This is a genomic window from Streptomyces sp. NPDC034084 (genome assembly GCF_055575535.1).
Genome location: NZ_JBVISK010000010.1, coordinates 93,568 through 117,100 on the forward strand (window position 1 = coordinate 93,568; position 23,533 = coordinate 117,100).

A 23,533-nucleotide genomic window follows, 5' to 3' on the forward strand; every position below is an offset into this window, starting at 1 on the left:
TGCGTGCGCCGGGGTGCCGGACCGTCGGACGCACACCAGCAGGACGAGGGTCCGGGGCGTGCGGGGCGGCCGGGCAGTGAGGACGGCGCGGGCGGACTCCTCGATCGCGAGGCCACCGTGCCAGTCCGTAGCGGCGATCCTTGTCCCCGAGGAGCTGCCTGCTCCTTCGCCTGGTTCGCCCGAGTGGGGGCGCGGTGAGCGGCATGGTCGCGTTTTGTGGTGTGCCATGGCCATGTGCAGAGGAAATGGGATCTGGGCCGGCTGAGGATCCTCGCCCGGCGCCGTCCAGCAGCCGAGCCGACGGACGCCGCTGCAGCCGGGCCGGAATCGGGCGCGGGATCAGGCGGCCGTACGGAACGGGGACCGGGACCGGAACAGGGCTCAAGGGCCGGCGGGAACCGGTACCAGGGCTGGGCCCTGGCTGCCTCCGCGTTGCCGGGCCTCGCCGCGCTCGCCGCCGTGTTGTTCACCTGGATGCAGGTCGGCCAGGCGAGCAAGGAACTACGCATTGCCGAGGCCGGACAGATCACCGACCGGTTCAACACCGCGGTCGACAATCTGGGGTCGGCGTCGCTGCACGTCAGGCTCGGAGGCATCTACGCCCTCGGACGTATCGTGCAGGACTCCCCGCGCGACGACCCCGCCGTCACCTCCGTCCTGGCCGCCTACATCCGCGACCGGGCGCCGCTTCCCGCGAAGAAGCCCGCGTCGGCCGCCAGGACGCACACCCCGCCCGCCGACGTGGCCGCAGCACTGACCGTCCTGGCCAACCGGCAGGAGCCGGCCCGGCCCTTGACGATCGACCTCAAGCAGGTCGACCTCCGCGGACTGGAGGGCGACGCGGTACCGCTCTTCGATGATCCCCTGACCTCCAAGCGGAACTTCCAGTACGCGAATCTGGCGGGCGCCGATCTCACTGACGCCAACATCTCCTGGTACGACTTCCGCAGATCGTTCTTCGAAGAAGCGAACCTGACCGACGCGCAGCTCACCGAGTCGGACCTACGCGAGACCACGTTCAACCTCGCGAACATGACGCGGGCGACTCTCGTCGGCGCCGACCTCACCCAAGCGCAGCTCACCGGTGCCGACCTGACGGAGGCGGTTCTCAGCCATGCCGACGAGAGCACCGGCAGCACGAAGGACGCCATCCTCGTCGAAGCGGATGTGTCGGACACGAAACTGGTCGGCGCCGATCTGAGAGGCGTGAAACTGGTCAGGTCGTTCCTGGCCGGGTCCGATCTGAGCCGCGCCGACTTCGGCGGCGCCGACCTGAGCGGTGCGACCCTCAGCAAGGTCGGTGCCTCTTTCATCAGCGCGGACGTGAAGCTGGCGGGGACTTCTTTCAGGTCCGCCGACCTCCGCGGCGCCGATCTGCGGGACGTCGACTTCACGGGCGCCGATCTGCGGGGCGCGGACCTGCGTGGTGCGCGGCTGTCCGGGGCCCGCCTGGCGGGTGCGAAGGTCGACGCGAAGACAAAGGGGCTTTTCGACACACCGCGGTGAGGCTTCCACGGGATGTTCGCCGGAACCAGGTTCGTGGCGACGGAAAAGGGCGGGACCGGTCCCTGCGCTGCGCTGATTGCCGCGGCAGCGCTCATGGGACTGATGGCGTGTACGGGGTGCACACCATCGGTGCGTTCTGTCGATACAGGCCCCTCCCGCGCTTCGACCGCCTTCCCGCGCAACACCAGGAGTCGATCCTGGGCGTGGCACGCCGCCACTTCGCCGACCACGGCACGGAGACCGCCTCCTACAGCAAGATCATCGAGGCCGCAGGGTTCTCGAAGACTGCCGCCCACCACTACTTCGACGGTCGGGAGGACCTGCTCGCAGCCGTACTCGACGGCGTGCTGGGGCGGGCGGCTGCCCGGGGACCTGGGGCCGTGGCTCGCAGCACGCGACGAGCCGGAGTTCGGGGACCGACTCGGCGCCGGAGCCGGCGTGCCCGCGGCCCACCTGCGGGACCACCCCGACGATCTGGCGCTCGCCGACCCGTCCATCGGGGGGACGGGTGCGTGAAGGAGACGGGCCGTGGCTGGAGTGGTCCGACGCGATGGTCTCGAACGGGCAGGCGCTGGGAATGATCCGAAGCCACGTGGACCACGGACTCCTGGTGACGGGGACGGTGACGGTGACGGCGACCGTGGCGGTCGTCAGGGCCGCTGACGCCTGGGCTCTCGCCCGTATGCAGGCCTTGTCTGTGTCCGCGCGTGGACTCCGGAATTCATCGGTGTACGGCCCGACACCGCGGGCCGCGGCGCCGGACGGTACCTCCTGGACCATGTGCCGGCGGCCACTCCCGCCCAAGCGGGCTTCTTCCTGACAACGGCCGATCCCGTGAACGTACCCCCCTATCGCCGCTTCGGCTTCGCCGGCCTGCGGCGGACGCCGCCGGGACCGCTCGGCGTCGGAGCGATGGTGAAACCAGGTCCTGGCTGGCCGGCACGAGCTCACGGAAGTTGCCCCGGAGGACGACGGCGATGAGCCGTACGGCAGTCCGCCCTCGTCCGTCGCGTGGGCGGGGTGGCCGTGCCGGGTGGTTGCTCCCCGCTCGCGCGGGGATGCCTCCCAGGACCTGATCGCGGGGAGGATCGTGCTTTCGTCCCGGTCGGCGCGCGGCCGGGACCCGCGCGTCCGCGAGCCCCGGCCCGGGCACCCCTCAGGCGAAGGTGAACCAGTTGACGTTGACGAAGTCGGCGGGCTGCCCGCTGTCGAAGGCCAGGTAGACGTCGTGGGTGCCGGTGGTGCGGCCGATGTCGGCGGGGACGGTGCGCCAGGCCTGCCAGCCGCCGGTGTTGGCGACGGCGAAGCTGCCGACCGGGGTTGCCGTGGGGCTGCCGAGGCGGACCTGGACCAGGCCGCTGACGCCGGCGGCGGCCCCGGACGCGACGCGGGCGCTGAAGCGGGTGGCGCCGGTGGCGCCGAAGGCGACGGACGAGAACCTGATCCAGTCGCCGTTGGACAGGTGGCCGACGTCGGAGCCGCCGCCGCTGTCGGAGCACGCTTCGACCTGGGCTCCCGACTGGGCGTTGAACGCTTCGGCCTGGATCGTGGCGAAGGCGCTGACCCCGCCGCCGGTGGCGGTGGCGGTCGGCGTCGGGCTCGGCGTACCACCGCCGCCGGCCATTCCGCCGACGGTGATGGTCCAGCGACCGGGGCTGCCGGACTGCACCTTGCCCTCGAAGTCGACGCCGGCCGGGTGCACGTCGTCGTACGGGAAGGCGTACCCGAGGTGGTCGGGGGTGGTGTTGTGCAGGATGCGGGCGTAGTGGTTGGTGCGCGGCCGGGTGTAGAAGGCCGCCGGGTTCTCGGCGGTCGGCTGGTGGGGGTTGTCCAGCAGGGTGGTGCGGTTGAACGCGGCGGCGAGCCGTGCGCTGAGGTTGCCCATCAGGTCGTTGCCCGTGGTGAAGGGCGCGTCGCTGCAGGAGAAGATCGACAGGGTCGACGGCTTGGCGAAGCTGCCGGCCCCGGGGAACGTGAGGATGTCGCCGTTGACCCGCCCGGTGAGGGTTCCCCAGGTGAACTGGGTGTCGATGCGCAGGTCGGTGGAGCGGTACTTGTTCCACACCTCGTCGACGTAACTGTCGAAGTAGCCGCGGAACAGGGCGTTGTTGCCGCGGATCGCCAGGTTGGGGCTGAGTACGCGCAGGTCGCCCCCGCCCTTGGTGACGATGAGCCGGCTCCAGTCGCTGCCGTCGGCGGCGGACTGGGCGCGGAGGGCCGCGGCGACCCGGGACAGCCCGTCGGAAGGCAGCCCGCGCACCGTCTGGGTGCCCTGGCCGGTCTCCAGTTGGAAGGCGATCGGCAGCGAGACCATGTCGACGAACGTGATGTTCGCGTACAACTGGTCCGCGTTGAAGGTGAATTCGCAGAAGTCGTGGTGGACGTTCGCGTTGGGGTCGGTGGGGTTGCTCACCGACGGCAGGGCGAGCCCACCGCCGCGGTTCATCAGGAAGGTGAGCTTCGCGCCGACGGAGAAGTAGATGCGGCCGCTGTACAGCCGCGGGAGCGTCACCCGGCGGGCACCGGCGCCGGACGCGTTGAGCACGATCGCGCAGTCGGCCCCGAGCGGGGTCTGGTCGTTGGCCGGGGCCGGCGGGTGGTACAGGGTGGAGCCGTTGGCCTGGATGAAGGCCCAGTTGCCGCCGGCCGCCGGGTCGCGGCCGAGGACGTAGGCGTACACCGTGTTGTTGCCGGTGGTGTTGACCAGGTCGAGGGGGAGCGTGGGCGTGGTGGCCGCATTGGCGCCGGCCTCGAGCCAGGTGGCCACGGCGGGGACCGCCACGGCCAGGCCGGCGGTCGCGGCGAGGAGCTTTCTGCGGGACATCGTTCGCTGGTGGCGTGCCGTCACGGTGGGGGTCCGTTCTTCGTGAGGTCGGGTGGGGAGCGATCGGATGCGGGTGATCAGGAGGGAGGGGAGAGGCGGGGAGGGGAAGAGGTTCGGAGGGGAGGGCTCGTGCGGTGGCGTGGGGCGGTCAGCCGACCGTCCACTTCTGGTTGGCGGCGCCGGTGCAGGTCCAGGTCTGGAGCCGGGTCCCGTCGGCCGAGGAGTTGCCCTTGGCGTCCAGGCACTTGTTCGCGCCGATGTTGGTGAAGTCGTGGGCAGCGGTGTACGTCCACTTCTGGGCGTTGGTGCCGTTGCAGGTGTAGAGCTGGACGACCGCGCCGTCCGCGGTGGAACCACCGGCCACGTCCAGGCACTTGCCGAGTGCGCGGACGGTGCCGTCGCCGCCGATGGTCCATTGCTGGGCCGCGCTGCCCGTGCAGTTGTGCAGCTGGATGGGGGTGCCGTCGGCACTGGAGGCGCCGGCGACGTCGACGCACATGCCGCCGATGCCGCGGATCGGGCGTGCGGCGGGGGCGCTGCCGGACGAGGAGGCACGGACGTAGTCGACGGTCATCGTCTGCGGGAAGGCCGTGGAGCCGTCCGGGCTGCCGGGCCAGTCGCCGCCGACCGCGAGGTTGAGGATGATGAAGAACGGGTGGTCGAAGACCCACTTGTTGCCGCCGGTGTCGGCCGGGGTGAGGGTCTTGTACGCGGTGCCGTCCACCGACCAGACGATGGAGTTCGGACTCCAGTCGACGGCGAACACGTGGAAGTCGTCCGCGAAGGCGCGCCCGCCGGGCAGGCTGTACGCGGAGCCGAGACCGCCCGCTCCCGAGTAGCCGGGGCCGTGCACCGTGCCGTGCACGGTGTTGGGCTCGCGACCGATGTTCTCCATGATGTCGATCTCGCCGCTGTTGGGCCAGCCCACGGTGCCGAGGTCGTTGCCGAGCATCCAGAACGCCGGCCAGATGCCCTGCCCGCGCGGGATCTTGATACGGGCCTCGAAGCGGCCGTACGCCTGGGTGAAGGTCCGGGCGGTGTTCAGCCGGGCCGAGGTGTACTGACACTGCCCGTACCAGCAGCCGAGCCCGGCGTCGGTGTTCTTCCTCGCCGTGATGACCAGGTGGCCCTGACCGTCGAGCGCCGCGTTCGAGGTGCTGTTCGTGTAGTACTGCAGCTCGTGGTTGCCGAAGCCCGAACCACCGGTCTCCAGGGTCCACTTGGCGGCATCGGGGGCACGGCCCGCCGCGCCGTCGAACTCGTCGGACCAGGTCTGCGCGGTAACCGCGGCACCGGCCCGTGGGGCGACCGAGCCGCTGAAGGAGATGAGGACCGCCGCGACGAGAGCGGCGGTGATTACGAGCACCACGCCGCCGAAGGACCAGCGTCGTGCGCGATGAGCAGCAGCCATGAATGTGCTCCCTTGTCTGGGGATGGAGAACGAGGGCGACAGGTCAGGTCGAACCGTGTGGCTCTCGCCTGAGAGCGCTCTCAGTCGTGACGCGAGGTCATCTGAGGGCAGTGAGTATTACGGAGGGGTAACTGTCATGGCAACGTCGGAGACCACTCCTTACGCGCCTTTGAACTGCGGTTTTCTCCGGCGGCCGGTAACTTAACGCTCCCTTAAGGCTGGCTTGAGGGAGCGCGGGAGACGGAAATGGGGCCTCTCGGGCGGTCGGGCGGTCCTACGGTCCCGGCCCGACATGGCCGACCCTCCTTCTGCCGGAGCGTCACCCCGGCATCGGCGGTGACCAATGACGCGGCCCGACTGGCTGTTCCTGAACGGATAGTGGGAGTTCCTCCCCACCCACCCGCCCGTCGACGGCGCCGACAACGTCGACCACAACGGCACGCCCCCGCTCGGCCAGAGCCTGCCCGAGCGCATCCTCGTCCCGTACCCCGTGGAGTCCGCGCTGCCCGAGATCATGCGCGACGACAACCGAGACCTGACGCTCTACCGCCGCACCTTCACCGTGCCGCAGAACTGATCCGGCCGCCGGGTCGAAGCTGCACTTCGGCGCCGTCGACCACGAATTCACCGTCTGGGCCAACGGTGCCCGTGTCCCCGGCCACCGCGGTGGCTACGACCGCTTCGAGGTCGACATCACCCCGCAGCTGCGCGCCGGAGCCGACGAACTGGTCGTGCGCACAGCTGGTGACGGCGTCGACGGGTCGACGGCGGCGCCCGAGGCGTCGGGGAGCCGCACCGCGGGATCTTCCGAGCGCTCGCGCCCGGAAGGCCCCGTTCGGCGTCGCGGGCTCAGGCGGTGTGCAGCCGCAGGCCGTACCGGCCGAGGATCTCGTTGATCGGCTGGAACCACGTCTCGCCGCCGGAGGAGCAGTTGCCCCAGCCGCCGGAGGTGACGCCCTGGGCCTGGTCACCGCTGAGGAACGAGCCGCCGGAGTCGCCGCCCTCGGCGCAGACGCTGGTCTTGGTCATCTGGTACACGGCGCCTTGGCTGTAGTTGACCGTCTCGTTCTTGGCCAGGACCGTGCCGCAGCGCCAGTGCGTGGTCGAGCCGGAGCGGCAGATCGAGGAGCCCACCGGCGCCTCGGCCGAGCCGCGGACGAGCTGGTCGGGGATGGTGCCCCAGCCGAGCACCACGGGCACGGTCCACCAGCCGCTGTGGATCGAGACGTACGCGTAGTCGTCGCCCGGGAACGACGAACCCTGGAAAGTGCCCATCGCGGAGCCGTCCCAGCCGCGCACCGCCGCGCCGGCCCGACCGCAGTGCCCGGCCGTCACGAAGCCCCCGTACACGGAGAAGCCGATCGAGCAGCGGACGTTGCCCGTGTAGTACGGGTCGCCGCCGACCGTGCCGGCCGCGTACGTACGGGGGGCCTGCGCCGTCTCGGCGACGGTGACGGGGCCGCCGGCCCGGGCCCGGTCCACGAAGGACCGCACGGCGGGGGTCTGCCGCTCGGAGCGCACGACGTCGACCACGACGCTGTTGGTCCTCGGGTCCACGTGCCAGCCGGCCACTCCGGCGGGTGCGCGCAGCGCGTCCAGGCGGGCCTTGGCGCGGTCCAGCGCGGCCGCGCTGTGCCGGACGAGCCGCGTGTCGGCGCCCAGCGCGCGGACCTCCGCCTCCTGGGCGCGGTCGGTCACGGCGACGACCAGCCGGCCGCTCGCCGGATCGAACCACGAACCGCCGTAAGCGGCGCCGGCGCTCCGACGGGCGGCCTTCTCCACCGCGACGGCGGCCTTCTCGGCGCTCAGCCGTTCCTCGGCCTCGGCGGCGGTGAGTCCGAGGTCCCGGCTCATGGCGTCGAGCAGCCCGGCCGAGGCGTACGGCGCAGCCGAGGGCTCCGGAAGCGGGGCCGCGCCCGCCATGCCGGCCTGGGCGGCGCCCAGACCGACCGTCAGAAGCAGGGCGGCTATGGCGGCGCGCAGGGGGGTGGTGCGTTTCACGGTACCTCCTGATGGGTGGGGGGTTTTGAGAGCGCTCTCAGTGAGGCGTCGCCGTCACGCTAATCGATTGCGCTTGTCAGGTCCATACCAAGTTTCGGTCGTCGTGACGGCTGGCCCGCCCCTACCGACGGGTGCCGACGAAGTCCCGGACTGCGGTCCCGTGCCCGCGGTTCGGTGGTCTTGGGGTCGCACGGTCATCCCGCGCGGCGCCGTGGACATCGCCCCACGGATTCTCGGCTGCGTGCGGCGCGGCCACCTCCTCGGCAGGAAGTGTCTCGTCGAAAGCGTGCGCCCCGTCTACGGGGCCTCCTGGAAGGACCTTTCCCGCCGCCCCACTTGGCGCGGCCGAAGGTGAACGGACCGGCGCTCACGCCACCCGGTCCCCGAACCGCCCTGGCTCCATGGCTTCTCCTCGCGACATCCATCTCCGCGCAGTCGGGAACCACGGCGAGGGCGCACAAGTCTGGCACTGGCAGAGGGGGCAGACCGTACAACAGTGCGGTCGAGGACCCCCGAGGACGGCTGGGAGACCGCACCGAGAGCTGGGGGGGGGCGACAGGTGGACTGGTGGCTGACCGACAGCGAGGGGATCGTGGCGCTCTGGCTGCTGATCTTCGCGGTGTGCAACGGACTGCGCGGTGCCTACTGCCGGCTCCGCGACAAGGGGGAGCGGCGGGTGGTGGAGAACCTGCTCGCCTCCCGACTCCATCCGGTAAGGGCTTCGTTCCACCTCGGGGGAATGGCCGAAGCAGCCGAGACCGCGCTCTGCATGCTCGTCGCCGACGGCGTCGTGAAGGTGTCCTCCACCGGCGAGTTACGCCCCACCCACCGCGGGAGGAAACAAGCGGACCAAGCCCTGCGCGCCCTGGCGGAAGCGATCCGCGCCACGCCGAAGGGCACGACCACCAAACTGCACGAGATCCCGGCCGAGGCCCGCTTCACCTCCTTCCGAGAACGCGTCGAACGCGACGCGCCCGCAGTCCACCCGACCGTCTCGGGCAAGAGCCAGTCCCTCATGCTCGCGACCTCGATGCTGACCACATTCGCCATGGGCATCCACGCCGGAGGGGCCATGGCGCCGACCCCGTTCGTCCCCGAAGCCCACCGCATGTCCTGGCTCTACGTCTGCATGGCCGCCTGGGTGGCGCAGTGGGCAGCGGCATGCCTGTGGCCGTCCGAAAAGCGCCGCCGCTGGAAGGCCCTCGACACCTTCTGCAAGGACGTGACCGAGATCGCCCGCGCGGCCCTTCCCGGCCCCACACGACAGGCGATCGCCCGCACCAAGGAACGCCCCAAACCGCCACTCCCACCTTCGCAACCCGCCCGCCACCACACACCCAGCGACAGCGGCACATCCTGCGGCGCCGGCATCGACACCGACTCCGGCAGCACCTGCGGCGGTTGTGGGGGCTGCGGAGGAGAGTGACTCGGCTGGGCTGGGAAACCCCATGCCGCGCGAAGCCCGTCTCACCACAGCGGCGCCGTCACCCCACATACGGACGGCCCGTTTCACCAGCCGTCTGGGGCCCTCCGACAGGCCAGAACACGCAGCGCCCGGGTCATCCCGGAGCCCGGCTCGCCGGTGCAGACCTCCACCGCCCTCGGCGTCGCCGGGAACCTGGAGAAACTCCTGGGAAAAGTGCAGCCCGCCGACGACGGGACGGTAGCGCTTCGCCCCACAGGTACGACGCAGGGCACGCCTGGCGGGTTCACCATGGCGCATGGCGCCTGCTGTCGGATGCCGTACCCCGACCGTAGGGAACGGTGGGAGAGAGGGCTTGCGGGGGAGCGGTGTACGGACCGTGCGGGTGACTGGACAAGTCCTAGCCGGTCGTGCCGTCGAGCATCTCGCGCAGGATGTCCAGGTGGCCGTTGTGGCGGGCCGTCTCCTCGGTGAGGTGGAGGAGGATCCAACGCAGGTCGACGTGGAGGCCGTTGCGGATGGTTCCCTCGGCCCGCTTGTCCAGGTCGTTTCCGGCGACCAAATCGCGGTAGCGGGCGCTTTCTTCGGCGTACTCGTCGAGCAACTGCGTGAGCGGGAAGTCGACGGCGATACGCATCTCGCGGTCGGGGTCCTCCTCCGTCACGGGGGCCCGGTCTTCCTCGCCGAGGAAGACCACCGGGAACTAGTAGTACTCGACCCAGCGCAGGTGGTTGATCACTCCGCTCATGGTCATCAGCGGTGAGCCCGGCAGGAGCGGCCTGCGGGCGTTCTCCGCAGAGACGCCGGCGCACTTGGCGCGGGCGGTGTCACGTGCGTAGTCGAGGAACGTGGTGAGCTGGGTGCGCTCGTCCCATGCGGGAGGCGTGTCGTTGATTCTGGTCATCGCGCGAAGCGTCCCCGATCACCCTGCCCGCTCTCGAGGTGTTTATCGACGGACCCCACCTGCTCCACCCAGCGCCTTCTCCAGCGGCGCTACATCGATTCAGCGCCGACGGCCGCCCGGCATGATCCGCCGGACAGGCGCCTAGGCATGCCCTGTGGCGTGGAGGGAAGCGCGGTCGCCGTGGCGGCCTGCTCGACGGCGCCCAGTTGACGCTCGAGTCAAGCCCGGGCCACGCGTGCAGGCGATCTACCAAACGTGTGATCCGGACTCAAACAGGAGCTGGTCCCGCCAGGTTTGGCCGCACACACCAGTGGGCCGCGATCTCCCGCCGCTGCTCCCGGCGCTGACACCATCCCCCAGGGCAGGGCAGGGCAGGGCCAGTCGCGGTCCGCACGGTCCGCCTGCTCGCGGAGCCCCAGGGTGTCAGTCAAAGCAGCCGGTTTTCGCCCCATCCGTCTCGGAGCCGACCTCTATCTCGAATCCGGAGCCCGAATCGAACTCCGGCCCGGCGTCGTAGTCGTACTCAAACTTCAGGTCGCCGACCGTGATGAACTGCACGGTCAGCAGGAGGGCCTCTCCGTCCCCGCCTTTGGTGAAGCACAGTCCCGCCGTGGCTTCGGGGGTGTTCGGGTCCGAGGGGTTGTGCTGTAGGTGCCAGCCGTTCTCCTTGGCGGCGGTGCGGTAGAAGTCCACGACTTTCTGCGGGGTGCAGGGTGTCCTCGTCAAACTCTCCCGTGCACACGATCACGCGTATGTCGGCCTCGCCCGGCAGCACCGTCACCTGCTGCTGCTCCATCGGCACACTCCTGCCTGCGTTGGGCCTGGTCGCTTGTTCGTAGCTGGTGGCGTGCGGCCTCAAGTCGGCAGTTGTTCGGGCGCGGTTTACTCCTCAAGCGCGGCCGCGCTCCGGGCCAGGTTTTGCTCCAGTCGCTGCAGTACGTCCAGGGTTGTGGTGCGCTCGTCGGCGCTGAGGTCGCCGGTAGCGGCGGCTTCGAGTTCCGCCCAGGTCCGTTCGACTTCCCGGCGCAGGGCGAGGCTGGCGGCGGTGGGTTCGACGATGACGGCTCGCTTGTCGGTGGGCGAGGGGCTGCGGCGTACGAAGCCGGCGTTCTCGAGGCGCTGGACGGTGCGGGTCATGGTGGCGGCGTCGGAGTCGATCAGGCGAACCAGGTCGGTCTGTCGTTGGGGGCCGACTTCCCACAGCTGCATCATCACCAGCTCCTGGCCCGGATACAGCCCGACGCGGCGCAGGAGCTGCCCGGCGATCATGCGGTGCAGGCGGGCCACGCGGAAGATGGCGTGGCTGATCGGGCCCGTGTGGGCGGATGCCGGCACCGGCACGGTCGCCGCGCTCACCGTCGCCGGGCCTGCCGCCCGGGCGTCGACCTCATCAGAAGGCGGATGTGTCATGACTACGCACTCTTTCCAAGAACACTTGCCCGAGCAGTGACAGGGCCCAGTCTGCCATGGCAGAGCCCACGCTTCTGCGACACCTCGCTTACGTGTGCGTTCACAGTGTGATGGGTCACTACGACCTCGGGGAATCCTCGTGTCTATGTTTTAGTTGTTCGGACAGTAAATGCGCCACGGCTCGTGGATCGGCCGGACGCCCCCACTGGTGAAGGAACGACATGACTACTGCATTCGACCCGATCGACCTGGGATCCGTGCGACTGGCCAACCGGGTCGCCATGGCGCCGATGACCCGCAGCCGGGCCTACGGCCCGGGTGCTAGCGCGACGGCCGAGATGGAGACCTACTACGCGCAGCGGGCGGGCGCCGGGCTGATCATCACCGAGGGCACCCAGCCCTCGGCGGTGGGCCAGGGGTACCCCGACACTCCAGGCCTGCACTCCGAGGAGCAGGTGGCGGCCTGGCGGAAGGTGACCGAGGCGGTTCACCGTGAGAGCGGAGTGATCTTCGCCCAGTTGATGCACACCGGCCGCATCAGCCACCCCGCTCTGCTGCCCGACGAACTGCACCCCGTGGCCCCTTCGGCGGTGGCGGCCAAGGGACAGGTGTTCACCCACCAGGGTCCCAAGGACTTCGTCACTCCCAAGGAGCTCACTGAGGCCGAGATCAGCCAGACGATCGCCGACTTCGCGGCCGCGGCCCGCAACGCGATCGCCGCGGGCTTCGACGGGGTGGAGATCCACGGGGCCAACGGCTACCTGGTCCACCAGTTCCTCGCCCCCAACGCCAACCAGCGCACCGACGGCTGGGGAGGCTCCGTCGAGGACCGCATCCGCTTCGCAATCGAGGTCGCCGCCGCCGTGGCCGAGGCGATCGGAGGCGAAAGGGTCGGCTTCCGCATCTCACCCGGCAACCCCTACAACGACATCGCCGAGGACGACCTCGCCGCGACCTACACAGCGCTGGTCAAGCAGTTGGCCCCGCTGGGCCTGGCCTACCTGCACATACTCGAAGGCCCGCACCGCGACCTCACCCTCCAGCTGCGCAAGGAATGGCCGACCGCCTTCATCCTCAACCCCTTCACCCACCCCGACACCACCGGCCCCAACGCGCTGGAACTGATCGAGGACGGCACGGCAGACATAATCGCCTTCGGCGCGCTGTTCCTGGCCAACCCCGACCTGCCCGCCCGCCTCGCCGCGAACGGCCCCTACAACACCCCCGACCCCGCCACCTTCTACGGCGGCGACGAGCACGGCTACACCGACTACCCCACCCTCACCGCCTGACGTGTCAAACACACCGAGGAGTCCCTTCGGCTCCTAATGTGCTTTGCCAATCCACGGAAAGTCCCTGCCGGGCGTGCCGGGCTGGGATGCAGAGGAAGGTGCAACCCGATGGCACTGCCTGTCTTGTTCGGCGCCAACGTCGACCCCTTGTGGGCCGAGGTGGGCCGGCCGCTTCGGCTGGCGACGCAAGCGGAGCGTGACGGCCTGGACCTGATCACCGTCCAGGACCATCCGTACCAGAGTGCCCACTACGACACCTGGACCCTCATGTCGTTCCTCGCGGCGGCCACCGGGCGGGTGACACTCGTCCCCACGGTGACGAATCTGCCGCTGCGGCCGCCAGCGATGCTGGCAAAGGCCGCCGCGAGTTTCGACGTCCTCTCCGGGGGCCGCCTGCGGCTGGGACTGGGGGCAGGGGCCTTCTGGGAGGCGATCGCGGCAATGGGCGGACCACGTCGGGGCAAGGGGGAAGCCGTCGACGCTCTCGCGGAGGCCATCGAGGTCATCCGTGCGATGTGGAGCGGGCAGCGCTCGGCCAGAGCGGGCGGCACCTACTATCGCGTCGCGGGAGTGCACCCGGGCCCCACGCCGTCGCCGGCGCTGGACATCTGGCTGGGCTCCTACGGCCCTCGCATGCTGGCACTGACCGGCGCCAAGGCCGAGGGCTGGCTGCCTTCCCTGGCCTACCTGGGCCTGGAAGCCCTTGCGGATGCGACCGCCAGAATCGACGACGCCGCCCTCGGCGCCGGGCGCGATCCCGGCCACATCCGCAAGGTCTACAACCTCGGCGGCCTGATCACTGCCACCTCGCGCGGCGACTTCCACGGCCCCGTAGACCAGTGGATCGACCAGATCGTCTCCCTGGCCACGGAGCGGGGGATGAACGGCTTTGTGTATTGGCCCAGCGAGGACCACGAACGCCAGCTGGCCCTCTTCGCTCACGAAGTCGTCCCCGCCGCACGCTCAGCACTCTCCCCCTGACCGACAGGCCGCAAGTCAAGTGCCTCACCCTGCCGCAGGATTGAGGCCCCGGCCTGACGAACCGCCCCCCTTCGAAGTCCTCACCCGCGAGCACGGGGCCGGGACACACCGGGCCCGAACCGCAGTTCCTGCCGACACGGCGAAGCCCGAACCCTGGCGTGTGACGACGCCGCCGCCAGTTTCACACTTTCCGTCGAAAGGACGACCGATGAGCATGCCCTACCTCGCCCAGGCCGATCAGCAGGAGACTCTTGAATGGCTTCACGGCGGCACTTTCTCGGTCCTGCTCGACGGCCGCGCGACGGACGGTCAACTCACCGTGGGCCGCTTCCGCGTCACGAAGGGCGAGGCCCCGCCGTTCCACCTGCACACCCGAGAGGACGAGATCTTCCTGCTCATCCAGGGCTCCGCACTACTGTGGGCGGGCGATGAGCAGATGGAGCTTTCCGAAGGAGGCATCGTCTACCTGCCCCGAAATATTCCCCACGGCTACCGCATCACGTCCGACACCGCAGACCTCCTCATGATCACAACGCCGTCAGGAATCGAGGGCATGTTCCGCCACGCGGGACGTGACGTCACCACTGACCGGCCCAAAGGCTTCGAGATCCCGAACGCCGCCCTCGCCGAAGCCGCCGACCTCTACGGCCAGGTGATCGTCGGACCGCCACGCTGACGCCGTCGCGCGAAACTGCCAGGCGGCACCGCCCCACCATGAGGGGATCTGGTCAGGCCGTACTCCAGGGCCCGCGCGCACCAGGAGCGCCTGGTGGAGCAGCTCGCCTCCCGCGCCCGAAGCGGGTGCTCTCAGAGCCCGGCAGGGCAAAGCAGTCGATGCGTTCCGTCTCCGGCTTGCCGGTCATCGCGGAACTCCTCGAGTTGGAGCCGTGACTGAACCAGGCCGCAACCCGGTGCTGGGACCAGTGCGGTCCGGCGCAACCAGCGCGAAACCACCGCGGGCGTCGCTCGCCCGACGGTGAGCGCTTTTGCAGTGATGCCCTATCCCCTGAGGCCGTCGAGGTCACAGCGTGCCTGAGGCTCCCGAGCACGGCTGGGCCAGCCCTCTCGCTCTCGCGGGCCTCGCGCTCGGCTTCCTCGTTCTCATCTGCTTCGTCGGCTGGGAACGCAGGCAGCGCCACCCGCTGCTGGATCCTCGTCTGTTCCGCAACGCCCGCTTTGCGGCCGGCACACTCTCCGTCTCGTTGCAGTTCTTCGCCTTCTTCGGGTTCATCTTCGTGATCATGCAGTACCTGCAGCTGGTCCGCGGAGACAACCCCCTCATGGCCGCGGTCAGCGTGCTTCCAATGGTCGCGGCGATGATGCCCAGTGTCCGCCTCACCCCGCGCCTCACCGCCCGATTCGGTACCCGCGGTCCCTGGACCGCCGGCGGCGGCCGGCCTGACCGTTCTCGCCCAGCTGGACGCGGACAGCTCCTACTGGCTCCTCGCCTGCGGACTTATGCCTCTAGGCGCGGGGATGGGCCGGGCGATGAGCCCCGCCACCACAGCGATCACCGACGCCTTGCCCCCAGCACTGCAAAACGTCGCCTCCGCCATGAACGACCTCTCCCGGGAACTGGGAGGCGCACTGGGAATCGCCGTGTTCGCCAGCATTCTCAACACCACCTACCGCGACCACCTCCAACTCCCCCCGATGCCGCCCGCCCTCGCCCACGCGGCGCAGTCCTCACTCGCCGCCGCCACCGCCATCGGCGAACCCGCCCTCCACCCGGCACGCGCCGCGTTCAGCGACGCCATGCACACCGCCCTGCTCAGCGGCGCCGCAGCCGCCCTCACCGCAGCAATCACCGTCCTCCTACTACTGCGCCACTCCCCCGAGAAAGCCAACAATCCAAGCGCCGACCCCACCGCGCTTCCGACGGGCCACCCCCACTCCTGATAGGAAACTGCAGCCACTGCGCTGGAGCCTCGCCCACAGGGCCCGGCCGAGAGGATCCGAATCGCAGCACGCCCGACGGAGCTACTGTGCACAGGGGGCCCTCGCTGTCGCCGGCATGAGCGAGGAGAAGCGGTCCTAGGCGATGCAGATCCCGGCATGCTTCGAGGGCAACCTCGAAGCACCAAAGTCCCGCGCCCTCGGTCCTGCCCCAAGCGTGAGCAGGCCCCGCGTCCTTCGGCAGGATCGCGGGGCCGCCGCCGAGGAAGGACCGGCCGGATTCTTTACGGCGTCTGCGGCCGACTCTTGCGGGCGCCACGCAGATCGCGCATGTAGAGCAGGGCGACGCAGGCGATGATCCACGCGGCCAGGACGGCGAGGCCGGACCACAGGCCGTCATTGTGGAAGTAGGACATCCCCTGGAGGGCGCGCACCCCGGCGCCGACGGGCAGCACGCCGGAGAACGGGTGCAGCCAGGCGGGCAGGTAGGAGGCGGGCATGACCCCGCCGCTGGTGGCGTTGCCGAGGATGAGCAGAACCACCGAGGCGATTGCGGCGCCGGCGGATCCGGTCCATTTCACGATGGCCATGGTTGCGCCGCCCGCTGCCATTGCCATCAGGGCGGTCACCACGGCGGTGCCGGCGAAGGAGCCGGGAAGGGCGCCGAAGCCGGTGTCGCCGGCCAGGAGGGCGACGATGATCCCTCCGAGGGCCCCGAAGAGGGTGAGGCTGGCGATGCGCTGGCGAAAGTGCAGGGCCGGTGCGGCCTGGTAGGTCATCATGCCGAACAGGTAGCCGGCCAGGACCAGGCCGAACGCGGCGTAGAAGACCGACAGGCCGCGGGTGTCGCCAGCGGACACCGCCAGGATGTCCTGGGCGAGCGGGGGCGGGCCGACCTCGGGTCCGGCCTGGGCGAAGGCTGCGGTGAGGGTGGCGGTCACGGAAGGGCCGTTGGCACCCGCGTACAGCAGCCGCCCGCCCCCCGGGCCGCGACCGGGAACGTAGGCGGCGTAGACCTCACGGTGCTCGACCGCCTCGCGGGCCGCCGCTTCGTCGCCGTAGGGCCGCATCTCGAACCCGCCGGATATGGCCCGCTCCAGGCCCGCTTCCACCCGGTCTGCCTCGGCGGCGGTGCCGACTACCGCGACGGGCAGGTCACGCGGGCGGGGGGCGTGGAACGCGGCGAGGTAGACGCTCACGAAGATCGTCCCGATGGCGAGCACCACTGCGACGGGCAGCAGGACACCCTTGAGACCGGAACGAGGATGTGGCACCGGGGCGGGGTCGGCTATGTCGCCGTGGGCGGTTGGCAAGACGTCGCCGGGGTGGAGTGGGGTCGGGGCTGGCATGTGGGAAGACCGTCCAGAAGTTATAAGCTGCCTGATAACTACAGCAGTAAAACATAAGTTGCCTTACAAGCCGAGGAGCCACGTGAACGAGAGGCCCATCCACACCGGCTACCTGGCCTGGCACTTCGCCCAGGCCATGGGCGCCCGCCTGGAGAAGGAACTGCGCACACTCGAGCTCAACCTCGCGCAGTACAACGCCCTCCAGCACGCCGATCGCCAACCCGGCATTTCCAGCGCCGACGCCGCCCGACACGCCGGCATCACCGCCCAGTCCATGGGGTCCGCCGTGGCCAGCCTCACCAACCGCGGGCTGCTCTCTCGCTCGCCCCACCCCACCAACCGCCGCATTCTGTGCCTGCACAGCACTCCCGACGGCTCCCGCCTCCTGGAGCAGGCACGAGATGTGGTCCGCCGGGTCAACGAAGAGGCACTGGCGGTTCTGGAACCCGAAGAGCGAACCGCGGTGCACCACCTCCTCCACCGTCTGGTCACGCACCTCAACCCCGACGCCCTACCCCCCACCGCCGGCCCCCCGGCAACGCCCGACCCGTGACATCAACCGCCGTACCTGCTCACAGCACCCGCGTGGGGGGAACTGAAGGATCTTCAGGCCAGACCCGCTGCCGCCCCTGCGTCGGCCCCGTCGGCTTGGCCGGCTGCCCCACGTATGCGTTGCCGCGGCCGCCGTCGTCGTGGTGATCGCCACCAGCGATCAGCTCGGCCACCGCAACGGGCTCGGTCTGGGCTACGGCATCCTCCTCGCGCTGGTCCAGGGCGGCATCCTGCTCGCTCTCGCCCACCCCGCGCACGCCTGGTGGCTGTCCCTGACGGGGGCCGGCATCGCCGCCGCGGTCAGCGCTCCTCATCTCCTTGAGAACACACCCTGGCCCTGGACCATCCCTGGCCTTGTCGCGTACGCCGCAGTCCTGCTGCTGCTCTCTCTGCGCGTCCGCACCCCCTCGGCGTGCGCGGCGCTCGCCGCCTCCGTCCTCATACCCTTCCTGATCGAACTCGCTGCGGACGCTGGCCCGTACCAGGGCAACAGCTTCCTCGCCCTGGTGCTGTTCACGCTCGCCGTCGTACTCGGTTCCACCGTGCGCGGCCGGCGCACAGCCCGGATCGATCTGGCCGAGCAGGCGGCGCTGACCACCGTGGAACGAGCGCAGCGCACGTTGCTGGAGGAACGCGGACGCATCGCCCGCGAACTGCACGACGTCGTCGCCCACCACATGTCGGTGATCTCCATCCAGGTCCAGGTCGCACCCCACCTCACCGGGAACCCGCCCGAGCTGGCGGCAATTTGACGGGCATCCGGCAGAACGCACTGGACGCCCTGACCGAACTGCGGCGCATCCTCGGAGTCCTGCGCTCCGATGACACCGACAACCCCCACGGCCCGCAGCCCACCCTGGACGACCTCGATGCGCTGCTGGCCAACGGGCGCGGAACCGGCCTGAACGTGACCACCGAGATACCAAACCGTCCTGTCCAGCCCCTCGATCTCGGCGCGCAGCTGGCCCTCTACCGCATCGCGCAAGAAGCGCTCAGCAACTGCCTGCGCCACGCCCCCGGCGCCCACGTTCACCTGCGCCTCGTCCACACCGACGACGCCCTCGAACTCGACATCACCAACACCGCCTCCACCACACCCGCTCCGCCCTCCCCCGGTTCCGGCCACGGACTCCTCGGCATGCGCGAACGCACCACCATGCTCGGCGGCCACCTCACCGCCGGCCCCGAAGAACCGGCGGCTACCGCGTCAGCGCGCGGATCCCGCTCAACGCGCTCTACACCACCTACTCCGATGACGACATGAGTACGGAGAAGAGCACCGCATGACACTTGTTCGCGCGGCGGGGCCGGCCACAGAAGGAACCGGGCCGTCACCCCTGCGGCGCGCACGGCCCCCAGGGCAGCCCCCTGGTGAACAGCGGCTGTTGCCGGAACAACGGACACAACGCGAGTGCGGACGCCATTCCCGCGGACTCCCGCACACCGCTCCACACCCGCCACGGCACCGGTGATCCCCCTGCCCTGCGCGAACGCGTCCACGAGACTCTGCTCGCAGAGATCACCGGCGGTACGCTGCCGCCTGGCGCGCCTCTCGACGAAGAGGACACTGCTCGGCGGCGGGAGGTCCTCCCGGTTCGTGTGCGGGAAGTCCTGCTGACGCCGGCATCACAGCGCCTGGTCGAGTACACGGGCCCTGACAGGGCACACGTCACCCACACCGGCACCGCCGAAGCCCGGCACACCGCGACCGTCCTGCACGGCCTCTATCGCACCGTCCTCCTCACCGTCTCCCTGGCCCATGACCGACGACCGCGTCCGAGCCGTGCGCAACTGCGCCGCGTGCACCCCCGCGACCCTTCCGCAGGCGATGGCGCCGAAGCTCTCGCCTGCGGACTGGCCCTGTGGGACCCATCCGCCACACCTGCGCCAACCCGCCGCTTTATGACGCCGTCAACCGCCTCAAACCCGTATGGCAACGAGCCCACGACCTCCGCCTGCCCGCATCAGGAGTCAGCTGCGCCCACTGGAACCCGTTCCTGACGGCGTGCGCGACCGGGCACCGCTCACAGGCCCTCCACCACCTCGACCACCACTGGCAACACCTCGACCACCGCCCCACCCACCCCGCCACCTGGGGCACCGGGCACCAGCAGACGTCACGCGTCAGACGTCAGACGTCACGAGCCGCACAGAGCGGATCCCGGCAAGGCGGTCAACGACGTGACGGCGCTGTCTCTTCGGCCAGCTGAGGAGGAACGAGCACCACGGCCAGGACGTCACCGCTTCCCTACGCCGCAGCGAGCCGCACTCCCGACCGGGGATGCCCAGGTCGGCGGCCGCCGGGTGTCGCCTCCGGGCTCGGCGGGACTCAGACCCGGCCGAGTGCGGCCTGCCCCGGTCCGACAACGCCGCCGCCACGAACACAGGCCCGGGCTGTCCGGCCACGGGTCGAGGCATCGATCGCCGCTTGCGCCCTGGGCGCCATGCCCTCGGGTAGCGCCGCCTGGCCGCCGGTTTCCTATTGCGCATTCCGTGTCGCGGCCAGGGCCAGGGTCGCCTCGATCTGCTCCAGGATCTGGACGGCCTCGGCCTGCCGTTCCTTGGGCAGTTGTCCGGCGGTACACCTCCAGCTCCGCCCAGACCTCGTCGACCTGGCGGCGCAGGGCCAGGCTGGCCCCGGTGGGCTCGATGATGGTCGCCCGCTTGTCGGTGGAGCTGAGGCGGCGGCGAACGAAGCCGGCGTGTTCGAGCCGCTAGACGGTGCGGGTCATGGTGGCCGCGTCCGAGCCGAGCAGTCGGACCAGGTCGATCTGGCGCTGCTGCCCGAGGTCCCACAACTGCATCATCATCAGTTCCTGGCCGGGGTGAAGGCCGACCCGGCGCAGGAGCTGCCCTGCGAGCACGCGATGCAGCCGGGCCACCCGGAAGATCGCATGGGCCATCGGCCCGGCCTGGACCGACGGCGGTAGCGGCATGCCGACCGCCTCAGCAGCGTCAGGTCCGGAAGCCTCAAGGTCGGCGCCGATCACGTGCAGCCGCGTCCTTCATCTAACTGCTCAAACAATTATATCCAGTCTATGGCTCCAGATCAGCCAGGCCCGAGCTCAGCTCGGAACGAAATCCACTCCTCTTGAGTCGAGTCGGGCGAGGCGGGAATGCCCAGGCGACTTTACTTGTTCGAACAGGTAAGGTCAGAATGTCAGCGGTCCTGCGAGGGGCCCGTACGAACGAGGAACGGCCACATGAACAAGGCTTTTGCCTCCTACGACCTGGCCGGCACGCGTCTGGCCAACCGCATCGTGATGGCGCCAATGACTCGCAGCCGGGCCTATGGGCGCGGCCTCTCCGCTACGGAGCTGATGGCCGCCTACTACGGCCAGCGCGCCGGTGCCGGCCCGATCGTCACCGAGGGCACCCAGCCGTCAGCGGTCGGTCAGGGCTACCCGGACACCCCCGGCATCCACTCCGGCGAGCAGATCGAGGCATGGAAGAAGGTCACCGGCGCCGTCCACGAGCACGGCGGGGTCATCTTCCTGCAGCTGATGCACACCGGGCGGGTAGGCCATCCGAGCCTGACGGGCCGCGCCCCCGTCGGGCCTTCTGCGGTCAAGGCCGCGGGCCAGGTATACACCGCCGAGGGTCCGCGGGACTTCGGCACCCCGCACGAGCTGACCGAGGCAGAGAGCGCCCAGACCATCGCCGACTACGCCACCGCCGCCCGCAATGCCGTCGAGGCCGGTTTGGACGGTGTGGAACTGCACGGCGCCAACGGCTACCTCATCCACCAGTTCCTCGCCCCGAACTCCAACACGCGTACCGATGCGTGGGGCGGTTCTCCGGAGCGCCGCATCCGGTTCGCGGTGGAGGCGGCGAAGGCCGTGGCCGAGGCGATCAGGCCGGAGAAGGTCGGTTTACGTATGTCGCCCGGCAACCCCCTCAACGACATTTCCGAGACCGACAAGGCCGACGTGAGGATGACGTACTCCCTCCTGGTCGAAGCCCTTGCCCCTCTGAAGCTGGCCTATCTGCACCAGATGGAGTCCGCCGGAGCACGTGAGCTGACGGTTCGGCTGCGCCGCCAGTGGCCGGGCACCTTCATCCTCAACCCATTCACAGGCACCGAGCCCACCGGTCCTGAGGAGCTGGACCTGATCGAGGACGGCACTGCCGACCTGATCGCCTACGGGGCCCTGTTCCTGGCCAACCCCGACCTGCCCGAGCGCCTCGGACGTGGCGGCCCCTTCAACACCCCCGACCGGGCCACCACATACGGCGGCGACGAGCGCGGCTACACCGACTACCCCGCCCTGCCCTGACCCGACACACGCAACCGGACCAAGGAACGGGCACGTACGCCTTCGTCATCCCGCGCGAAAACGTCTTCGACGGCCGGGAGAGCCTGCTGCGGGCCCACCACGACTACCCCGCCAGTGACATCGCCGTCGAGATCGGGACACCCGCCTACGCCATCACCGGCGGCACCGCCCGGCTCAACGGCGGGCTCAACGACTCCTGCGGCCTGGGCGTCGCGATCGACGGGGACGACGGGGTCCGCTACCAGTACTGCCACCTCGACAGCCGCGCCGTGAGCGACGGGGCGCGGGTGATGGCGGGCCAGCTGATCGCCCGCACGGGTAACACGGGCAACTCCACAGGTCCGCACCTGCACTTCGGCATCTTCCGCCAGGGTGACTCCGTCTGCCCGCAGCAGATGCTGATCGCCCTGTATGACGGTCTCGTCCCGCCGTCTCCCTGGAAGCTGCCGGACTCGGGCTGCACCTACTGACAAAGGAGCTTCCGCCTGCGCTTCCGGTCCGCCCTGACGGTGCCGGCAACGTCTACGCCGACGAAGGCAACCACTGGGACGTAACGTTCTACAACTGCGGCGGCTGCTGACCCACCCCCGTCCGTCGGCCAGGCACCTTCGGTCGTTGATGTCCCGCGCGGGACGTCGCCGTGAGCCCTCTGCCGCGCCTTCCGACGGGACTGGGCAGATTCCGTAATGGGCGGTACATTCGATCCCTGAAACTCGCTGATCTGAAACGTGGCAAGCCGGAGGTCGCGGCCTCGACGGCTGCCGTCCGCTGATCCCACGCCGCAGAAGGGAAAGCCATGAGCCCCACGCTGGCCGACGAGATCCGCAGTCGGCTCGGAGAGCTGAGTCCCGCGGAGCGCAAGGTCGCGCGGGTGCTGCTGGCGGGGTATCCGGCCGCGGTCTTCGAGACGGTCGCCACGATCGCGGAGCGGGCGGGCGTCTCGGCACCCACGGTGTTGCGGTGCGCCTCCCGGCTGGGCTACCGGGGCTTCCCCGACCTCCAGGCCGCTCTCCGCTCCGAACTCGACGCCCGCAACGCCTCGCCGATCACGCTCTACACGGCCGCCGAGACGTCGAAGCACGAGCGGACGGAGGCTGCGCGGGACGCCGCCGCCACCCAGCTCGGCGCGCGCTCGTCGCTCGTGCGGCAGGCCGTCGGCCAGACCTTCGACGAGGTGGCCGCCCACGAGTTCGAGGACGCCGTCGGCCTCCTCTCCGACCCGCGCCGCCGCGTGCACGTGGCGGGTGGACGGTTCACGCATCTGATGGCCGAGTACCTGGGTCTGCACCTGATGCAGTTCCGCGACCAGGTGAGCTTCCTGCCGCACAAGGACGTGGAGCGGACCTCCTTCCTCACGCAGCTCACCCGACGCGACGTCACCGTGCTGTTCGACTACCGGCGCTACGAGGCCGACAAGACGCTGATCGCCGAACTGGCCCGGGAGCGGGGCGGCAAGGTCATCGTGTTCACCGACCCGTGGCTCTCCCCCGCCGCCGCCCACGCGGACGTCGTCCTCATCACCCAGGTCTCCTCGGACTCCCCGTACGACAGCCTCGTACCGGCCCTGGCGGTCGTCGAGGCGCTCGTCGCCGCCGTCCTCGACCGGATCGGCGGCAGCGGCCACGAGCGCATGAAGGAAGCGGAGAGGATCGCCCGGCGCACCGGCCTGCTGTGAACGGACCGCGCGCCTCGGTCCGTTCGACGATG

General features: G+C 70.0%; 20 protein-coding genes and 2 pseudogenes. 14 read left to right on the plus strand and 8 right to left on the minus strand.

Features of this window, described 5'->3' with window-relative positions:
• Positions 1–432 precede the first annotated feature (432 nt).
• Together ACZ51I_RS29565 and ACZ51I_RS29570 are read left to right on the plus strand one after the other, a co-directional pair.
• Positions 433–1,506, plus strand: a complete 1,074-nt coding sequence (locus ACZ51I_RS29565; RefSeq protein ID WP_468881876.1) for a pentapeptide repeat-containing protein — start codon at positions 433–435, stop codon at positions 1,504–1,506.
• A 203-nt stretch (positions 1,507–1,709) separates the two neighbouring features.
• The gene (locus ACZ51I_RS29570) at positions 1,710–2,087 is read left to right on the plus strand and encodes a TetR/AcrR family transcriptional regulator (RefSeq protein WP_468881878.1); all 378 of its coding nucleotides are present in this window, start codon (positions 1,710–1,712) and stop codon (positions 2,085–2,087) included.
• Between the two features lie 575 nt (positions 2,088–2,662).
• On the opposite strand, the gene ACZ51I_RS29575 is transcribed toward ACZ51I_RS29570, so the two are convergent.
• Both ACZ51I_RS29575 and ACZ51I_RS29580 read right to left on the minus strand, forming a co-directional pair.
• Entirely contained in the window at positions 2,663–4,330 is a 1,668-nt protein-coding gene (locus ACZ51I_RS29575) for a glycoside hydrolase family 64 protein (RefSeq protein ID WP_468881880.1), read from the minus strand.
• A 148-nt stretch (positions 4,331–4,478) separates the two neighbouring features.
• Positions 4,479–5,741, minus strand: coding sequence for a family 16 glycosylhydrolase (locus ACZ51I_RS29580; RefSeq protein ID WP_468881882.1), 1,263 nt, complete (start codon positions 5,739–5,741; stop codon positions 4,479–4,481).
• Between the two features lie 596 nt (positions 5,742–6,337).
• Here ACZ51I_RS29580 and ACZ51I_RS29585 point away from each other — a divergent pair.
• Positions 6,338–6,637: a sugar-binding domain-containing protein gene (locus ACZ51I_RS29585; RefSeq protein WP_468881987.1), complete on the plus strand. Its 300-nt coding sequence runs from the start codon at positions 6,338–6,340 to the stop codon at positions 6,635–6,637.
• Here ACZ51I_RS29585 and ACZ51I_RS29590 read toward each other — a convergent pair.
• Positions 6,591–7,742, minus strand: a complete 1,152-nt coding sequence (locus tag ACZ51I_RS29590; RefSeq protein ID WP_468881885.1) for a S1 family peptidase — start codon at positions 7,740–7,742, stop codon at positions 6,591–6,593. The two genes, ACZ51I_RS29585 and ACZ51I_RS29590, sit on opposite strands and share 47 nt — an antisense overlap.
• A gap of 559 nt (positions 7,743–8,301) precedes the next feature.
• Here ACZ51I_RS29590 and ACZ51I_RS29595 point away from each other — a divergent pair.
• A complete protein-coding gene (locus ACZ51I_RS29595; protein ID WP_468881888.1) occupies positions 8,302–9,168 on the plus strand; it encodes a hypothetical protein in 867 nt (288 codons plus the stop codon).
• Positions 9,169–9,565: 397 nt separating this feature from the next.
• Here ACZ51I_RS29595 and ACZ51I_RS29600 read toward each other — a convergent pair.
• From ACZ51I_RS29600 to ACZ51I_RS29610, 3 genes and pseudogenes are all read right to left on the minus strand, one after another.
• Positions 9,566–10,069: pseudogene (locus tag ACZ51I_RS29600) on the minus strand (DinB family protein).
• A 423-nt stretch (positions 10,070–10,492) separates the two neighbouring features.
• Positions 10,493–10,762 carry a hypothetical protein gene (locus tag ACZ51I_RS29605; protein WP_468881891.1) on the minus strand — a complete coding sequence of 90 codons (270 nt, stop codon included), beginning with the start codon at positions 10,760–10,762 and terminating at the stop codon, positions 10,493–10,495.
• A gap of 189 nt (positions 10,763–10,951) precedes the next feature.
• A complete protein-coding gene (locus tag ACZ51I_RS29610; RefSeq protein WP_468881893.1) occupies positions 10,952–11,479 on the minus strand; it encodes a MarR family winged helix-turn-helix transcriptional regulator in 528 nt (175 codons plus the stop codon).
• Between the two features lie 221 nt (positions 11,480–11,700).
• Between ACZ51I_RS29610 and ACZ51I_RS29615 the strand changes: the two genes are divergently transcribed.
• The 4 genes from ACZ51I_RS29615 to ACZ51I_RS29630 all read left to right on the plus strand — a co-directional run bounded on the left by ACZ51I_RS29615 (position 11,701) and on the right by ACZ51I_RS29630 (position 15,651).
• Positions 11,701–12,771: an alkene reductase gene (locus ACZ51I_RS29615; protein WP_468881896.1), complete on the plus strand. Its 1,071-nt coding sequence runs from the start codon at positions 11,701–11,703 to the stop codon at positions 12,769–12,771.
• A 108-nt stretch (positions 12,772–12,879) separates the two neighbouring features.
• Positions 12,880–13,752, plus strand: a complete 873-nt coding sequence (locus ACZ51I_RS29620) for an LLM class flavin-dependent oxidoreductase (protein WP_468881899.1) — start codon at positions 12,880–12,882, stop codon at positions 13,750–13,752.
• A gap of 208 nt (positions 13,753–13,960) precedes the next feature.
• Entirely contained in the window at positions 13,961–14,428 is a 468-nt protein-coding gene (locus ACZ51I_RS29625; protein ID WP_468881901.1) for a cupin domain-containing protein, read from the plus strand.
• A gap of 923 nt (positions 14,429–15,351) precedes the next feature.
• Positions 15,352–15,651: a hypothetical protein gene (locus ACZ51I_RS29630; protein ID WP_468881903.1), complete on the plus strand. Its 300-nt coding sequence runs from the start codon at positions 15,352–15,354 to the stop codon at positions 15,649–15,651.
• A 281-nt stretch (positions 15,652–15,932) separates the two neighbouring features.
• Here ACZ51I_RS29630 and ACZ51I_RS29635 read toward each other — a convergent pair whose 3' ends face one another.
• The gene (locus ACZ51I_RS29635) at positions 15,933–16,922 is read right to left on the minus strand and encodes an ABC transporter permease (RefSeq protein WP_468881905.1); all 990 of its coding nucleotides are present in this window, start codon (positions 16,920–16,922) and stop codon (positions 15,933–15,935) included.
• A gap of 157 nt (positions 16,923–17,079) precedes the next feature.
• Here ACZ51I_RS29635 and ACZ51I_RS29640 point away from each other — a divergent pair, with 157 nt between their 5' ends.
• From ACZ51I_RS29640 to ACZ51I_RS29650, 3 genes are all read left to right on the plus strand, one after another.
• A complete protein-coding gene (locus ACZ51I_RS29640; RefSeq protein WP_468881907.1) occupies positions 17,080–17,550 on the plus strand; it encodes a MarR family winged helix-turn-helix transcriptional regulator in 471 nt (156 codons plus the stop codon).
• Between the two features lie 142 nt (positions 17,551–17,692).
• A complete protein-coding gene (locus tag ACZ51I_RS29645; protein ID WP_468881910.1) occupies positions 17,693–18,301 on the plus strand; it encodes a histidine kinase in 609 nt (202 codons plus the stop codon).
• A complete protein-coding gene (locus ACZ51I_RS29650) occupies positions 18,298–18,813 on the plus strand; it encodes a sensor histidine kinase (protein ID WP_468881912.1) in 516 nt (171 codons plus the stop codon). The genes ACZ51I_RS29645 and ACZ51I_RS29650 overlap by 4 nt, the downstream gene beginning before the upstream one ends.
• A gap of 1,215 nt (positions 18,814–20,028) precedes the next feature.
• Here the strand turns inward: ACZ51I_RS29650 and ACZ51I_RS29655 are convergent.
• Positions 20,029–20,485: pseudogene (locus ACZ51I_RS29655) on the minus strand (MarR family winged helix-turn-helix transcriptional regulator).
• A 267-nt stretch (positions 20,486–20,752) separates the two neighbouring features.
• Here ACZ51I_RS29655 and ACZ51I_RS29660 point away from each other — a divergent pair.
• The 3 genes from ACZ51I_RS29660 to ACZ51I_RS29670 all read left to right on the plus strand — a co-directional run bounded on the left by ACZ51I_RS29660 (position 20,753) and on the right by ACZ51I_RS29670 (position 23,501).
• Positions 20,753–21,826 carry an alkene reductase gene (locus ACZ51I_RS29660; RefSeq protein WP_468881914.1) on the plus strand — a complete coding sequence of 358 codons (1,074 nt, stop codon included), beginning with the start codon at positions 20,753–20,755 and terminating at the stop codon, positions 21,824–21,826.
• Positions 21,827–21,945: 119 nt separating this feature from the next.
• Positions 21,946–22,296: a M23 family metallopeptidase gene (locus ACZ51I_RS29665; RefSeq protein WP_468881990.1), complete on the plus strand. Its 351-nt coding sequence runs from the start codon at positions 21,946–21,948 to the stop codon at positions 22,294–22,296.
• A 326-nt stretch (positions 22,297–22,622) separates the two neighbouring features.
• A complete protein-coding gene (locus ACZ51I_RS29670) occupies positions 22,623–23,501 on the plus strand; it encodes a MurR/RpiR family transcriptional regulator (protein ID WP_468881917.1) in 879 nt (292 codons plus the stop codon).
• Positions 23,502–23,533: the final 32 nt, after the last annotated feature.

What these genes read in the sequence shown, in the direction of transcription:
- ACZ51I_RS29580 (WP_468881882.1), bottom strand. Translation starts at nt 5,741, where the DNA reads ATGGCTGCTGCTCATCGCGCACGACGCTGGTCCTTCGGCGGCGTGGTG.
- ACZ51I_RS29625 (WP_468881901.1), top strand. Translation starts at nt 13,961, where the DNA reads ATGAGCATGCCCTACCTCGCCCAGGCCGATCAGCAGGAGACTCTTGAA.
- ACZ51I_RS29575 (WP_468881880.1), bottom strand. Translation starts at nt 4,330, where the DNA reads ATGTCCCGCAGAAAGCTCCTCGCCGCGACCGCCGGCCTGGCCGTGGCG.
- ACZ51I_RS29610 (WP_468881893.1), bottom strand. Translation starts at nt 11,479, where the DNA reads ATGACACATCCGCCTTCTGATGAGGTCGACGCCCGGGCGGCAGGCCCG.
- ACZ51I_RS29670 (WP_468881917.1), top strand. Translation starts at nt 22,623, where the DNA reads ATGAGCCCCACGCTGGCCGACGAGATCCGCAGTCGGCTCGGAGAGCTG.
- ACZ51I_RS29620 (WP_468881899.1), top strand. Translation starts at nt 12,880, where the DNA reads ATGGCACTGCCTGTCTTGTTCGGCGCCAACGTCGACCCCTTGTGGGCC.
- ACZ51I_RS29660 (WP_468881914.1), top strand. Translation starts at nt 20,753, where the DNA reads ATGAACAAGGCTTTTGCCTCCTACGACCTGGCCGGCACGCGTCTGGCC.
- ACZ51I_RS29615 (WP_468881896.1), top strand. Translation starts at nt 11,701, where the DNA reads ATGACTACTGCATTCGACCCGATCGACCTGGGATCCGTGCGACTGGCC.